Here is a 15,442-nt window from a genome sequence, read left to right on the forward strand (position 1 = left end):
ACACCAATCGAGATCTTCTTACTTAATCTACGTCACTAAATTCGTTCAAGTTATTTCTTGCAATCTGCCAAAAATAAATGCCCAGCTGTTGGCACCAATTGGTCATAATCATAAATAAAATAGAATGGGTGGTAAAGATCGTATGAAAGAAGCAAAAAATGTCATTGTCGGTTTTGGTAAGGCCGGCAAAACGCTCGCTTTTAAGTTAGCGGCAAAAGGGGAATCCGTTATCCTACTTGAAAAGTCGGATCAAATGTATGGTGGCACTTGCATTAATGTCGGCTGCATCCCGTCAAAGTTTTTGTATACTTTGTCGCGTAGTGCGACGGATCGTTCGGACTATCAGCGTGCTGTCTTAAAGAAAGACGCGACAATTGGTAAATTACGTCAAGCAAACTACCGTAAGGTGGCAGATTTACCAACGGCAACAGTTATTACTGGCGCAGCCCAGTTCGTTGATAATCATACGTTAACAATCCAAATGAAGGATGGCACAACAGAGACCGTTAAGGGCGAACGCATCTTTATCAACACCGGTGCTAAGCCAGTTTGGCCAAGTATTATTGGGCTAAAGGATAGTGCGTTTGTTTATACAACAGACACTTTGATGGCTAAAGAAACTTTGCCGGAACACCTAGTGATTATTGGTGGCGGTTATATTGCCGTTGAATTCGCTACGACTTATGCGCAATTTGGCGCTAAGGTGACGCTTTTGGTGCGTGACGATCGCTTGTTGCCACAGGTTGAATCAGAAGCTGTGACAGCCGTGACTGAATCTTTGACTGATTTAGGTGTCGAGATTCGTTATCAAACACAAGTGGTTGAAATGACTGATGAGGGTGATCATACCGTTTTGTCGCTTGTTGCAAACGATGAACCTGTTGCACCGTTGACAGCTGATGCTGTTTTAATTGCCACTGGTCGTCGACCAAATATTGCTAATCTTGGTTTGGAAAATACCGATATTGCTGTTGAAAATGGTGCCGTGGTCGTGGACGATCACCTACGCACCACAGTTGACAATGTGTGGGCAGTTGGTGATGTGCGTGGGGGTGCGCAGTTTACGTACATCTCACTCGATGATTCACGAATTGTCTGGCAACAATTATTCGGTGATGGGAAAGCCACATTGGCACAGCAAGATTTGGTGCCGCACGTGTTGTTCACCAATCCACCATTGGCAACAATTGGCTTGACGGAAGCACAAGCCGAAGCCAAAAATATTGCCTATCGGGTCGCTAAGCTACCAGTTGCGAGCCTGCCAAAAACCCATATTGAAGGCAATACTTGTGGTTATCTCAAGGTTTTGGTTGGAGAAGACGGCCTGATTTTGGGGGCGACTTTCTTTGCCGTCGAAGCACAAGAATTGATTAACGTAATTTCTTTGGCTATGCATCACAAGTTGCCATACCAAGCATTGCGTGATCAAATTTATTCACACCCATCAATGATGGAAGGGTTCAATGATCTTTTTGGTTTGATTCAATAACACATAACGCGTCGATACTAGTTGCGCTAGTATCGACGCGTTTTTTAGTATACTGAACCGCGATTAGCAGCGGGTGGGTTGAAACATTACAAAGCATAAAGTGTAATATAACGCACAGTGATGTGTTAGAATAGACGTTCAAGAATACGGTAAGTAGAAGGAGTCATCACATGAAAGTATTTGTTGCTGGTGCAACCGGTCGAGTAGCCACGGTTTTATTGCAGTCGTTAGTCGCACAAGGGCATGAAGTCGTTGCTGGTGCACGGTCACCAGAAAAAATTATGGTATCTGACCATATTACGCCCGTTAAATTGGATTTACATGACACGGTCACACACTTGGCGCAGACGGTTAAAGACGTTGCGGCGATTTATTTTGTGGCTGGTTCCCGCAGTCAAGACTTGCTACAGACAGATGCTTTTGGAGCGGTCAAAATGATGCAAGTGGCCGAAATGAACCATATTCAACGTTTCATTATGCTTAGTTCCGCTTTTTCACTCACACCTGAAAAATGGGAAAATCCGGCCTTAGCAGGGTTATTAGACTACAATATCGCAAAATTTTTTGCGGATAACTATTTAGTGAATCAAACACAACTCGATTACACAATTTTGCAAGCAACAGCCTTGGTGGCGGGTGAGGGCACCCATCATATTGCGTTAAACGATGCTAGTGGATCAAAAAATACAATTCAAAACGTTGGCGACACCCTCGCTTCGTTGCTCAATCATGATAATACCATTAAGCAAGTGATTCAGATGAGTGATGGGCCAGTTGCAATTGACACGGCACTGGCAGCAATTTAAACCGTTAATTAGTGTTGTTGATCAGATTGGCAGTTGATTTTGGCGAGTGGTAATTTTCACAGTGCTTAAATCCAGTAGGTTTTCTGATTTCAGTTATACTGTAGGTAACAATTGCATGACTAAAGTATTGTTGGCTTTAGTCAGCACGTATGCCATAGGAGGCGGAAAAATGACAACATATGATTATGATGTTTTGTATATTGGCAGCGGTCATGGGACTTTTGATGGCGCCATTCCACTTGGCGCCAAAGGCGTCAAGGTTGGTGTGATTGAACAAGACTTGATCGGCGGCACTTGTCCAAATCGTGGTTGTAACGCCAAAATTGTGTTGGATTCACCAGTCGCCTTGCAACGACACCTAGCTGATGTTCATGGCGTGATGCCAGGTGAGGTCACCATTGATTGGGCTGCTAACCAAGCACATAAACAGACAGTGATTGCTGGTTTACCAGCATTTATTCAAGGTTTGCTTGATGACAATTCGGTCGATGTGCTCTTTGGCCGTGGTCAGTTAGTTGATGCTCACACGGTATTAGTGGCTGGTCAGCCTAAAACTGCTGACAAAATTGTGATTGCAACCGGATTACGACCCAATCGACTCGATATTCCCGGTTCGGCGTTCGCGCATGATTCCGAAGACTTTATGAACTTAAGCGCCATGCCAAAGCGTTTAACGATTATTGGAGCTGGTTATATCGCCATGGAGTTTGCCACAATGGCGAACGCTGCTGGTTCAGAAGTCACGGTTTTGATGCGGGGCGCACAAGCTTTGCGTGCCTATCATCAACCTTTTGTAGAACAGATTATAACTGATTTGAGTCAACGTGGGGTAACCTTCATACGAGAAACAACGGTGACGGCAATCCAACAGGTTGCGGATCACTTTGTTGTTGTGGGTGACAACGATCTTACCCTGACCAGTGACTGGGTGTTGGATGCAACGGGGCGTGTGCCTAATATCGCAGCACTTGGTTTAGATGAAGTTGGTATTGCTTATACGGATAAAGGCATTGTCGTCAACCGTTATTTGCAGACAACCGTGCCAAATATTTATGCTGCTGGGGATGTGATTGATAAGGGACAACCTAAGTTAACACCAACCGCTATTTTTGAATCACGATACTTAATGCACACATTTTCAGGTGAAACGGTAGCGCCAATTAAGTACCCCGTGATACCATCTGTGGTCTTTACGTCACCACGTTTGGCGCAAGCCGGGATAAGTGTTGCTGAGGCCAAACAGCATCCTGATGACTATACAATTGTGTCACACCACACGCCAGATGATTGGTATCGGCAAGTTGATCAGGAGACGATTGGCGACAATATCTTAATTTTTAACCAGGCACATCAATTGGTTGGGGCTACTGAAGTGTCACCTCAGGCAGAAAACGCAATCAATGCATTGTTGCCAGCAATTGAATTTGGCTTTGAGCCTGCTGAAATTGAACGTCTTGTCTATTTATTCCCAACTATTGCGGCATCGGCATGGGGACAACTGTAAGGGATGAACATCTTGGCATACCGTATGACATTCAAGTTTTTTATGACAGATTACTTGCATAAAGAAAAACCCAAAGTACCATCACTTTGGGTTTTCTTGTTGATTGAGTTTTTCAAGCTCTGCCAGAATTTTGCGCTGTAAGGCAATTGTTTCCTCGTTTTGCTTTTGCAGATGTAGGGCATCGGCATGCGCTTGATTGTAGCCCCATTTATTGACGGGATCGACAATCAATGTTTCATTAATAAAGCGAATCGTGAAGAATACAATCGTTGCAATTAAGACTGTGGTTAATAGACTACTAGCAAATTCAGATAATGGCTGTGTAAACCGATTATAGTAAAGCGTGTGCTGCGTAGAAAAGAGCCAGAGTCTTGTAAAATCAAAGAGACCAAACACTAAGTTGACCAATGCCTTAATGGTAGAGCCAAAGCTGTTACCAACAACCACTGAAATCACAAAGGTAATCAAGTTGGGCGCAAATAAAAATTGCTTAAATTGACCCAATCTTTCAGTGGACTTGGATAGCATATGATTTGTTTGTTGTTGAATAAATTTTCTTGGATTTTTCATGTGTGACGTATGATTCCTAACAAATGTAGTAAGAATAAGTATAACAAATCTCACCGTGACATGCCAAATTTTCTCAATGCCGTGACCACGGGATCAAAATATAACGATAAATAGATGTAATGATACTTGCCGTAATGCCTTGCAATTTGTTTGAATCCGCGTAGACTTGAACTATGTGCTTTAAAAAAGTAAGGAGAATGTCATGTTATACATCGTGGGGTTATTGTTAGGGGGCGTGGCTTTAGCCAACCAATCGCCAATTAATGCGCGCTTGGGTGCGGCGTTAAAATCACCATTCCGTTCAAGTTTGGTGTCGTTTACCGTAGGGTTCGTCTTCTTGGTGGCCGTTTTTCTTGTGAGTGGTCAGCATGTGACACTGACAGGGCAACACCCTTGGTGGATTTGGACGCCTGGTATCTTTGGTGTTGTTTATTTGACGTCGAATATTTTACTCTTTCCAAAAATTGGTGCGATTCAGGCGATTGTTTTCCCGATTGTTGGCCAAGTGCTGATGGGGTTGATGATTGACACGTTCGGTTGGTTTGCAGCCAAACAATTACCCATGACACTGACAAAAGCTGGCGGAGCGGCATTATTATTGTTTGGCGTGTATGTTGCGGTCGTTTGGGCAAATCGACGCGAATTAGATTGTGAAAATGCGATTGATAATTCTGAAGAATCGGCACTCGAATTAAACGCTTGGCGAATCTGGGGTGTCATTGCTGGTGCTGTATCGTCAGCACAACAGGCCATTGCCGGAAAATTAGCAGTGGCCTTAGGTTCTGCAATTGGGGCCGCCATTGTGTCGTTTGGTGTTGGCATGTTAATTATTTTCCTTGTCGTGCTATTACGTGATAAGCGACTAATGCCAACCCAACCTGTACCAAGCCAACCTAAATGGGTGTATATCGGAGGAATCCTTGGCAGCATATTTGTTGTCGCCATGGCCGTGAGTGTGCCAGTGCTGGGTGCTGGCTTTGCGGTGACGATTGGCTTAATCGGGGCACTTGCCGGTTCAATGGCTGTGTCACATTTTGGTTGGTGGCAATCACCACGACAGGCTGTGTCTTGGTTGAAGGTCATTGGGATCATTGTCATGGCCGTCGGTGTGGCTTTCATTAAACTGGGCTAATTGGCTTTGTCACAACTTGTGTCGCAGCACGCGTATCGGTAACAGATACAAGTGCTTTTTTTATTAGATTATGACGCTAACATGTGGCGATCACTTGTTATCAATAAACCAACAGGTAATAGAAAAGGACACCGATTATGAAATACGCCATTACTGCTGCAACAGGCCACTTCGGCCAACTCGCTTATCACTATTTGCGAGAATTAGTGGATGAAAAAGATATTGTACTTATTGTACGTAATCAAGAGAAAGCCAAGGCATTGTTTGGGTCGGCAGACATCCGTGAAGCGGATTATGATGATGCTGAAGCTTTGACACGGGCATTTGCTGGTGTTGATTGGGTCTTGTTCATCTCATCGCAACCTGGTGGTCCAGTTTCACGCGCAACGCAACACCAAAACGTGATTGATGCCATGGTTGCCAATCATGTCTCATTTGTGACTTATACAAGTTTTATTCAAGCTGACAAGTCAGTGAGTGCATTAGCGCAAGATCATTTAGCCACTGAAAAAGCTTTGGAAAAGGCTGATATTTCAGCTGCAATTTTAAGAAATAACTGGTATCTTGAAAATGAAATGGGCTTCATCACAACTGGTGCCAGTCGACAAGTGACAGCTTACTGGGCACCAGGCCGTGCAGGTTGGGCGTTGGAACGTGAATATGCTGAAGCCGCGGTTAAAGTGTTGGTAAGTGATGCACCAAAAGCGGTCTATGAATTCTCTGGCATGTTAGCAGATTATGCAACGCTTGGTCAAGCTTTAATTGAAGCAACTGAACAAGCTATGCAAGTGGATCAAGTGACGCAAGACGAATATGTTGCCATTCTAGAAAAGAACGACTTGCCACATGATTTGGCCGTGCTCTTTGCCTCATTCCAAAGTCCCGTTGCCGAAGGATCGCTTGATGTGGCTTCAGATGATTTAGCAACTGTTTTGGGTCGCGACTTAACGCCATTGCCCGCTGCTTTGAAGGAAATTTTGTCACGTCAAGCATAACGCATTGCCAGTAAACAATCACTGGTAAATATCAAAGATCACAGGGAGGGCATACGCCTAATATGCGTTTTTCTTATAAATTAAGCGATGCCATACACATTTTAGCTTATATTCATATTAATCAAACCAACGACTTATCAAGTAAAGCGATAGCCGGTAGTATTGGCGCGAATGCCAGTGTCGTGCGGAGTTTAATGTTGAATTTGCGGGCAGCAGGGTTACTCACGACTCGCCAAGGGGTGGCGACACCAGCGTTAGCACGCGAACCAGAAACCATTAGTTTGTATGATGTCTATCAGGCGATTAATATGACGCATCAATTGTTGCATATTGATCCCAAAACCAATCCGGATTGTTTTGTTGGTAGTCGTATTCAAGATACGTTGAATCATTTTTATACTGAAATTGAAGCAGCTGCTTTTCAAAAAATGCAGGCGATTTCGCTAGCTGATGTGATTCATGACCTTGTTACAAACGAACAGAAATAAAGTTAAAAGCACTCATAAATTTGGGTGCTTTGTAATGTATACTGATTAAGGAGCTATTGACGTTAACACGAATATTGTCGTCGTCAATAACCGCATTTTGTATGATTTAAATGAATGAAGGACAGTGCTTGGCGCTGTTCAAGTGATGGTGAACGAATTTGATGGCAACAAATATGACGAATCCAAGCTATAGCGAAGCAGATATTATCAATGTCGCGACCGATGCTGGCCGCTTGTTACTCCTTGGTGGGGCAGAATCCTTTCGGATTGAAGAAACAGTTGAACATATTGGGCAATCACTCGGCCTGCCATTGACTTGTTACGTGACGTTAACCGCTGTAATCGTTTCAGCAAACAATGGGGTACAAACGAAATTGGTTAAGGCACGTATTTCCGGTTTTAATTTACGAACGGTTGACCACGTGAACACGCTATCGCGTAGATTGGTGGCTGGACAAATCACGCCAGAGGAATTTTACGCCGGTATCAAAACATTAAAGCAGCAGGTAGTAGATTTCCCACTAGCTTTAAAGGTATTTAGTGCAGGGCTGGTCGGGATGGCGCCGTCTTTGATTGCAAAAGGGACACCGCTTGATTATGTGATCATGTTTTTTGCCGGTGTCATTGGTTATCTGGCGTATATCCTAACGGACAAAAAGTCTAAAACGCCTTATGCGCCTGAATTTATTGGTGGTTTAGCAATTGGCTTGTTTGTCTTAATGTGTCATGGTTTATTCCCAGAAATCTCGACTTTGTCAGCAATTCTTGGAGCGGTCATGCCCCTGGTGCCAGGGCTGGCGATGACAAATGCGATTCGCGAAATTATTATGGGCGACGTGTTGTCGGGTCTTGTGCGGGCGATTACAGCTTTGTTAGTCGTGTCGTCGTTGGTTGCTGGTGTGTGGATTGCGTTTGAACTTGTCAGATTTGTTTGAGGTGATGGCTTGTGACGGATTTTATTTTAAGTACTATTTTGGCCTTGTTGTCTAGTGTAGGATTTTCCATTATTGCTAATGTACCAAAACGTGCCTTACTTGGGGCTGGTATTACCGGCGTCTGTTCTTGGATGGTCTATTATGTGTTAGATAGTGTGCATCATAGCATTGTTCTGCCCAATTTTATGGCATCGTTGGTGGTGGGGATGTTAGGGTTTTTCCTAGCACGCCGGTTTCGTGTGCCTGTCACCATGATTTATGTCGGCGCGTTGATTTCACTTGTGCCAGGGGGCATGGCTTTTAGTACCTTGCAAAAATTGTCTGAAAATAATTTAACAGCCGTGCTGAAAGGGTTATTTAATACTGGTAGTGTTGCAATGTCTTTGGCTTTAGGGGTTGGTGTCGCTAATATATTTAACGGCTGGTTGTATCAGAAAAAAATGTGGTTACGCAAATAATTGACAACTGAATTCGTGATACTATATACTTAAGTTGTTATATTAATCTCATTTGTTCAAAATTAAACACTCCTTGCGGGAGTAGCGGCGCACGTGCGTGGGAAACTGACTTACCAAATCACCTGATTTGGCGGCCAACCTTAAACAGCAAGATGCAAAGAATCTTTCTCTTAAAGGAGTGTGTTATTTTATGAGCACCAAATCAAGTGAAACTGATGACGTTCCGTTATTGAATTCATCAGATTTCTACCAACAGTCGTGGACAGAAACCGTGGATACATTGCAAGGCAATTTTCCAGACGGTTTGGATACACAGCAAGCTGCAGCGAGACTTGAGAAGTTTGGCTACAACGAAGTTACGAGCAAGAAGACGCCAAAATGGCAAATTTTCTTGCGTCAATTTAACAATGTCATTGTTTATATCTTGCTCGTAGCTGTCGCCTTGACGTTACTCATGCGCCACTATTCAGATGCCATCGTTATTGGTCTTGTAGTGATCATTAATGCCTTGATTGGCTATATGCAAGAAGTGAATGCTAGCAATGCGTTAGATAAAATCAAAAGCATGCTATCTGTTGAGGCGACCGTTATCCGTGATGGGGAACGTTTTGATATCCCATCGCGCGAATTGGTACCAGGTGATCTTGTTTACTTAGAGGCCGGTGACAACGTCCCAGCCGATTTACGGATCATTGATTCAGATAATCTACGCATTCAAGAATCTTCTTTGACAGGTGAAGCCGATTCAGTCTTAAAAGACAATATGCTGCTGGTGGGTCAAATACCGCTTGCTGAGCGTAGTAATATGGCTTATGCATCAACGGCTGTGACGAACGGTAGTGCCACCGGTATTGTTGTGGCCACCGGTGTGCATACGCAAATTGGTCAGATTTCTCAAAGTGTTGCGGATGTTTTGGCACAAAAAACACCATTAATCCGTGAATTAGATAGTTTGGGTCGTGGTATTTCTTGGCTCATTATTGTCATTGCGGTTGTGATGTTTGGGCTTGGGTGGTTCTTGCAAATTTATTCATTGCAAACGCTTGTGATGGCCATTATTGCGATGATTGTTGGGTCAATGCCTGAAGGGTTGCCTGCCGCAACATCAATCATTTTAGCTACTGGGGTTAAAAAGTTAACGAAAAAACATGCCATTGTTAAAACGTTACCTGCTGCTGAAACATTGGGAGCAGTGGACATTATTGCCTCAGATAAAACGGGTACCTTAACAAAAAATGAAATGACGGTCCAAGATATTGTGATCGGTCAGCATCATTATCACGTCACCGGTACGGGTTATGCACCGGACGGGGATATCTTACTAGATGATATCATTATTGATGCTGCAAAGGACCCAGCCCTTGAAATGTTTTTGACAATGGGGCATCAAGCCAACGACACATTCTTAACCAATGAAGATGGCACGTGGGAAATTAATGGTGAACCAACGGATGCGGCCTTCTTGTCGGCTTACTATAAGGCCTTTGGCCTGAAGAAGCCAAAGTTAACCGAGATAGATCGTATTCCGTTTGATTCGGATTACCGTTATATGGCACGGTTAGTGCAAAATCAAAAGCAATCACGCTTTGTGGCAATTAAGGGCGCACCTGATAAGCTCTTTGACTTGGCCAAAAACGATCCAAATTTTGATTTGAACTATTGGTCAACCTTAGCCTCTAGTTTTGCAAAGTCAGGTAAGCGTGTGATTGCGGTGGGGTACATCGACGTTGCACCTGATGTGACTGAGGTGACCCATGAGCTATTGAAAAAGCTTGGGATTACCTTCTTGGGCTTGGCGGCAATCATTGATCCACCACGTCCTGAGGTGATTAAAGCCATTGCGGATATGCGTAGTGCAGGGATTCGCGTGAAAATGATCACGGGTGATAGCCCTGATACTGCCAAGGCAATTGGTCAACAATTGGGCTTGGCGGATAATATTCAAGCGATTACTGGTTCAGAAATTGAACAATTATCCGATGACGAACTCGCTAAGGCTGTACCGCAATATGATGTCTTTGCGCGTACAACGCCAAAAGATAAACTTCGGATTATTACAGCTTATCAAGCTAATGGCTTAGAGACAGCCATGACTGGTGACGGTGTGAACGATGCCCCAGCTTTGAAAAAGGCTGATATTGGCATTGCCATGGGTATCAAGGGAACAGACGTTGCCAAAGATTCCGCAGATATGGTTTTGGCGAATGATGACTTTTCAACGATTAAAGTTGCGATTGCACAAGGTCGTCGTTTGTATGATAATATTCGCAAAACGATTTTGTACTTATTGCCAACCAGTTTCGCCGAAGGGCTTATTGTGGTCTTTAGTATTTTGTTGCAACAACCGATGCCATTGACAGCCACACAGTTACTTTGGATCAACATGGTGTCAGCGTTGACGCTACAATTGGCGTTTATTTTCGAGCCGATGGAACCTGGCTTGATGTCACAGCCACCACGAAAAACATCGGCTAAGTTGATGAGTCGCTATGAGGTTTTCCAGATGGTTTATGTCAGTGTGATTATCGCTGCTGTCGCTTTAGGAATCTTCGAGTACTTAGATGAAATCACTGGTTTTGCTGTGGCAAGTACGACCGCAGTTAACGTGATTATCTTTGGTAAAATTTTCTATCTCTTTAATATTCGAACAGCTGCACCAGCATTAAGTGCGTCATTCTGGACAAATCCAATGGCTTTCGTTGCCATTGGGACGATGATTATTTTGCAACTTTTGTTCACGTATGTACCATTTATGCAAGGTGTCTTCACGACTGCAGGGCTATCATGGACTGATTGGCTTGTGGTCTTGGCAACCGGCTTCATTGTCTTGTTCGTGACCGAGTTAGACAAGTACCGCCGTCTTGCAAAACAAAAGCGTCGTACTGCTTAATCATTTGAAAAGCTACCCATATTGGGTAGCTTTTTTTTGATGTTTTGAGCTCGTGATTTGGCGTTAGTTTGTTTAGGGGTTAAACAATTTTAAAAATAGTTAGTTGTTTTGTTCAACCAACCAAGTTATAATACTTGTTGGAAGCGCTTTCAATACAGACAGTCATCATGATAGGAGAAATACTGATGGGAACCAAACGCATTTCAAATCGTTTTATTTACTTTTTTGGCGCTTTAGGCGGCCTGCTATTTGGCTATGATACGGGCGTCATTTCTGGGGCGATGTTATTTATAGGGGACGAATTGGGGATTCAAGCGGGCTCATTTGAAGATGGCTTCGTAACCGCTTCGGTCTTATTGGACGTCATTGTTGGGGCGGCCATTATTGGACCGATGTCTGATAAGCTTGGTCGTAAGAAGCTGTTGCTAATCTCGGCGATTATTTTCTTTGTCGGGGCCTTAGGCTCAGGAATTGGTAGCAGTTATTTATTACTCGTGGCTTCCCGTGTGCTACTCGGGCTTGCAGTTGGGGCCGCATCAGCCTTAATTCCAACTTATTTAGCAGAGCTGTCCCCAGCGGATAAACGTGGTGGGATTGGTACTTTGTTTCAATTAATGATTATGACAGGAATTTTCTTGGCGTATGTCTCTAACGAATGGCTGTCACCAAATGGCTGGCTTGGTCTTGATCAAAATGTTGGTTGGCATTGGATGCTGGGGTTAGCTGCTATACCAGCAGCCTTGTTATTTGTCGGTGGGCTCTTTTTACCAGAATCACCACGTTTTCTCGTGAGAAAAGGCAAGATTGCTGAAGCAAAACAAGTCTTACTCACGATGAATGGTGATCCTAAATTAGTCGCAGCAGAACTTGGCGATATTGAATTACAAGCGTCAATACCATCAGGTGGGTTAAAAGAACTGTTCGGGCCAATGCCACGACCAGTATTGATTATGGCTTTTGGATTAGCTGTATTCCAGCAAATCATGGGCTGTAACACAGTCTTGTATTACGCACCTAAAATCTTTATTTCAGCCGACTTTAGCGAACACTTTGCGTTGCAATCACATATTGTAATTGTGGTATTTAATGTGATTGTCACGGCGATTGCGGTTAAAATTATGGATAAAATTGATCGTAAAAAGATGTTGACTTACGGTGCAATTGGCATGGGGGCTTCCTTATTAATCATGTCAACGGCGATGCTCTTTTTAAAGGCCGGTCATGGGAATCTCGGGTCATGGATTTGTGTCATCGCTTTGACCCTTTATATCGCCTTTTTCTCAGCAACATGGGGTCCGGTGATGTGGGTCATGATTGGTGAAGCCTTCCCATTGAATATTCGAGGCTTGGGAAATTCATTTGGTGCGGTCATCAACTGGACAGCTAACTTCGGCGTGTCACAATCATTTCCAATGTTACTCATTGCCTTCACACCCGAACACGTTGTAAACGCTGAAGGTCAAGGTATTGCGAAGCTGTTCATCATTTATGGTGTGATGTGTTTTGCCGCGATTTGGTTTATTTACAAATACACGATTGAGACTCGTAATCGGTCATTGGAGTCTATTGAAGCTGAATTACGGTCACGCGCACATGCAAAGGGCTATACCGCAGATGAAAAGGCAATTGGCGCCTAATCTATATTAAATTTTAGTGTCAATAAATCACCGGCATAGGGTGGCAGGGTACGTTAAACCAGCGCTATGCCGGTGTTTTTTTGTGCAAATCGCTCACAGACACAGAACTGTAATTTTTTTGACCACAAGATGCAACATAGTTTCTTATGTTTTTCTTAACAATATTAACAAATATGTTATAATTTAATAGTCAATTTGTTTGAAAGAGAGAACATGCATGAAAAAATCTTTGTTAGTCGGTGCAGTTGCGGCATCTATGGTCGGTGTCCAAGCCTCAACCGCTTCTGCCAGCACAACTTATCGTGTCAAACCAGGGGATACGCTGTATGACATTGGTTTACAGCATAATTTAAGTGTGAGCCAACTTAAGGCATTGAATCGCTTGAATTCAGATACTATTCATCCTGGTGATGTGTTAGTGTTGGATGCAGAAGATGCTAACAAACCGGCAACGCCAGCGAGTACGGCAGCAACTTATACCGTGAAGTCTGGTGACACGTTATCTCGGATTGCAGCGCAATTTAAGATGAGCGTAGCGGAAATTGCGGCATTGAATCAAATTTCAAATGTTAACGCGATTAATGTCGGTCAAGTGTTAAAGGTCAATGGCACAACAACCAATACCAATACGAGCACCAATCAGACGAACACTTCAAAGCCAGCGGCATCTAATGCTGCTAGCTATACCGTGAAGTCTGGGGATACGCTCTCAAAGATTGCTGCTTTGCACCAAATGTCACTCTCACAGTTGGTTTCATTAAACGGCATCACAAACCCAAACTTAATTCAGGTTGGTCAAGTACTTAAGGTAACGGGGGCGACTAACAACGCGCAACCGTCTGCCCCTGCAGCGCCAACACAGCAACCAGCAGCGCCGGAGGCACCCGCAACTAATACTGCGGCAACTTATACGGTTAAGGCCGGTGATACACTATTAAGAATCGCGGCTCAGTTTAAGATGAATTTGGCTCAAATCGCTGCGTTGAATCAAATTTCAAATTTGAATGCAATCCGCGTGGGACAAGTTTTGAAGGTGTCTAACGCCGTCGGTTCAAATAATACGCAAAATACAACTCAGCCTTCGGCAGGGGCACCAACGAAGGCGGCACCAAGCACAACAGGTTATACTGTTAAGTCAGGTGATACGTTGTCAGCAATCGCTGCGGCAAACGGTGTTTCATTGGCGAACTTGCTCAGCTGGAACAACTTGTCATTGCAAGCCATCATCTATCCTGGACAAAAGTTAACGATTCAAAACGCTAACAATGCCACGGTCACAACGCCAAACGCACCGACAAGTACGCCAACGGTTATGCCATCAACGAACGGTAGTTACACGGTGAAGTCAGGCGATACATTGTATGGTATTGCAGCAAAGCTAGGGACGAACGTGCAAACGTTGCTATCTTTGAATGGCTTGCAATTGTCAAGCACCATTTATGTTGGGCAAGTTTTGAAAACAACAGGCGCACCAGTTGCTGGTGCTGGAACTGCCACATCAACACCAACACCAGTAACGCCAACAGTCTCAAAACCGGCTGCAGCAAACGGTGTGTCAACAGCTGGCTTAAGTGCTGCGCAAGCCGCATGGTTGCGAACAGCGGTTGTTGATGCGCAAGCGGCAACAGCAGGGACGGGTGTTTGGGCATCCGTAACGGTTGCCCAAGCGATTCTTGAAAGTGGTTGGGGACAATCAGCGTTGGCTTCAGCACCATACCATAACTTGTTTGGGATCAAAAAAGGCTATGGTTGGGCTGGTGCTGTGGTGAACATGAACACGTCAGAATTTGAAAACGGTAAGTGGGTAACGGTCGTGGCACCATTCCGCGCTTATGGGTCACAAATGGCATCGTTCCAAGATCACACTAATTTCTTGCTGGCTAACAGACGTTACGCAGCCAATGGCGTCATTAATGCGCCAAATTACATCGCGATGGCGACTGGTTTGCAAGCTGCTGGCTATGCCACAGCACCAACGTACGCAAGTGCGTTGATTAACTTGGTTGAACGTTATAATTTACAGTCATTGGACTCATAAAATTAATTGTATATTAAAAAGCTATCGGTTAGATAGCTTTTTTGTTTTGGTCTTTTTCGTGGTTTTTTTGTGATACAATGATAAATAATTTATATTAATCTCATTTTTAATTAATCTAAAAAACAATAAGACTTTAGGAACCCGATGATTATATTTAAACAAAATAACACAGTGCTCCGATTATTCTTATCTGGTGTCATTAATAATATTGGCACCACGCTATTTAATATTGTTTTCATCGTGTATGCGAGTCATACACCAAATCCCAAGCTAGCAATTACTGCCGTGGGGATTATCTCAACAGCACCTTACTTATTAAGCTTTTTATTTGGTTATTTTGCCGATCAAATCAAAAATAAGTATCTCGGGTTAGTCAGTGTGCGTCTTTGGCAAATTTTGCTCTATGTGATTTTATCGTGTTTTATTAATATGGCAGATTGCAAGAAATAACTTGAACGAATTTAGTGACGTAGATTAAGTAAGAAGATCTCGATTGGTGT

13 protein-coding genes are annotated in these 15,442 nt (G+C 43.6%); 12 read left to right on the plus strand and 1 reads right to left on the minus strand.

Annotated features, from left to right (window positions below; all coding sequences use genetic code 11):
• The first annotated feature begins 142 nt into the window (after positions 1-142).
• From IE039_RS07510 to IE039_RS07520, 3 genes are all read left to right on the plus strand, one after another.
• Positions 143-1,489, plus strand: coding sequence for an FAD-dependent oxidoreductase (locus IE039_RS07510; protein WP_189428972.1), 1,347 nt, complete (start codon positions 143-145; stop codon positions 1,487-1,489).
• Between the two features lie 170 nt (positions 1,490-1,659).
• Complete coding sequence (locus IE039_RS07515; protein WP_010006032.1) at positions 1,660-2,295, plus strand: NAD(P)H-binding protein; 636 nt, start codon at positions 1,660-1,662, stop codon at positions 2,293-2,295.
• Between the two features lie 169 nt (positions 2,296-2,464).
• Positions 2,465-3,799: a dihydrolipoyl dehydrogenase family protein gene (locus IE039_RS07520; protein ID WP_189428973.1), complete on the plus strand. Its 1,335-nt coding sequence runs from the start codon at positions 2,465-2,467 to the stop codon at positions 3,797-3,799.
• 81 nt (positions 3,800-3,880) lie between these two features.
• Here IE039_RS07520 and IE039_RS07525 read toward each other — a convergent pair whose 3' ends face one another.
• The gene (locus tag IE039_RS07525) at positions 3,881-4,369 is read right to left on the minus strand and encodes an MscL family protein (RefSeq protein ID WP_048701608.1); all 489 of its coding nucleotides are present in this window, start codon (positions 4,367-4,369) and stop codon (positions 3,881-3,883) included.
• A gap of 202 nt (positions 4,370-4,571) precedes the next feature.
• Here IE039_RS07525 and IE039_RS07530 point away from each other — a divergent pair, with 202 nt between their 5' ends.
• The 9 genes from IE039_RS07530 (at position 4,572) to IE039_RS07570 (ending at position 15,392) form a co-directional block, all read left to right on the plus strand.
• Positions 4,572-5,501, plus strand: a complete 930-nt coding sequence (locus IE039_RS07530; protein ID WP_010004405.1) for a DMT family transporter — start codon at positions 4,572-4,574, stop codon at positions 5,499-5,501.
• A gap of 137 nt (positions 5,502-5,638) precedes the next feature.
• Positions 5,639-6,496: an NAD(P)H-binding protein gene (locus tag IE039_RS07535; RefSeq protein ID WP_189428974.1), complete on the plus strand. Its 858-nt coding sequence runs from the start codon at positions 5,639-5,641 to the stop codon at positions 6,494-6,496.
• Positions 6,497-6,558: 62 nt separating this feature from the next.
• On the plus strand, positions 6,559-6,984 hold the full coding sequence (locus IE039_RS07540; protein ID WP_010005058.1) for an Rrf2 family transcriptional regulator: 426 nt from the start codon (positions 6,559-6,561) through the stop codon (positions 6,982-6,984).
• 161 nt (positions 6,985-7,145) lie between these two features.
• Complete coding sequence (locus tag IE039_RS07545) at positions 7,146-7,919, plus strand: threonine/serine exporter family protein (RefSeq protein WP_010002856.1); 774 nt, start codon at positions 7,146-7,148, stop codon at positions 7,917-7,919.
• An 11-nt stretch (positions 7,920-7,930) separates the two neighbouring features.
• Positions 7,931-8,377 carry a threonine/serine exporter family protein gene (locus IE039_RS07550; RefSeq protein WP_189428975.1) on the plus strand — a complete coding sequence of 149 codons (447 nt, stop codon included), beginning with the start codon at positions 7,931-7,933 and terminating at the stop codon, positions 8,375-8,377.
• A gap of 190 nt (positions 8,378-8,567) precedes the next feature.
• Positions 8,568-11,267 carry an HAD-IC family P-type ATPase gene (locus tag IE039_RS07555; RefSeq protein ID WP_189428976.1) on the plus strand — a complete coding sequence of 900 codons (2,700 nt, stop codon included), beginning with the start codon at positions 8,568-8,570 and terminating at the stop codon, positions 11,265-11,267.
• A gap of 185 nt (positions 11,268-11,452) precedes the next feature.
• Positions 11,453-12,904 carry a sugar porter family MFS transporter gene (locus IE039_RS07560; protein ID WP_189428977.1) on the plus strand — a complete coding sequence of 484 codons (1,452 nt, stop codon included), beginning with the start codon at positions 11,453-11,455 and terminating at the stop codon, positions 12,902-12,904.
• Positions 12,905-13,121: 217 nt separating this feature from the next.
• Positions 13,122-14,942: a LysM peptidoglycan-binding domain-containing protein gene (locus IE039_RS07565; protein ID WP_189428978.1), complete on the plus strand. Its 1,821-nt coding sequence runs from the start codon at positions 13,122-13,124 to the stop codon at positions 14,940-14,942.
• A 144-nt stretch (positions 14,943-15,086) separates the two neighbouring features.
• Positions 15,087-15,392 carry a hypothetical protein gene (locus IE039_RS07570; RefSeq protein ID WP_189428979.1) on the plus strand — a complete coding sequence of 102 codons (306 nt, stop codon included), beginning with the start codon at positions 15,087-15,089 and terminating at the stop codon, positions 15,390-15,392.
• The last annotated feature ends 50 nt before the right edge of the window (positions 15,393-15,442 follow it).

It is taken from the genome of Leuconostoc lactis KCTC 3528 = DSM 20202 (genome assembly GCF_014651235.1).
In the GTDB taxonomy this organism is placed as follows: Bacteria; Bacillota; Bacilli; order Lactobacillales; family Lactobacillaceae; genus Leuconostoc; species Leuconostoc lactis.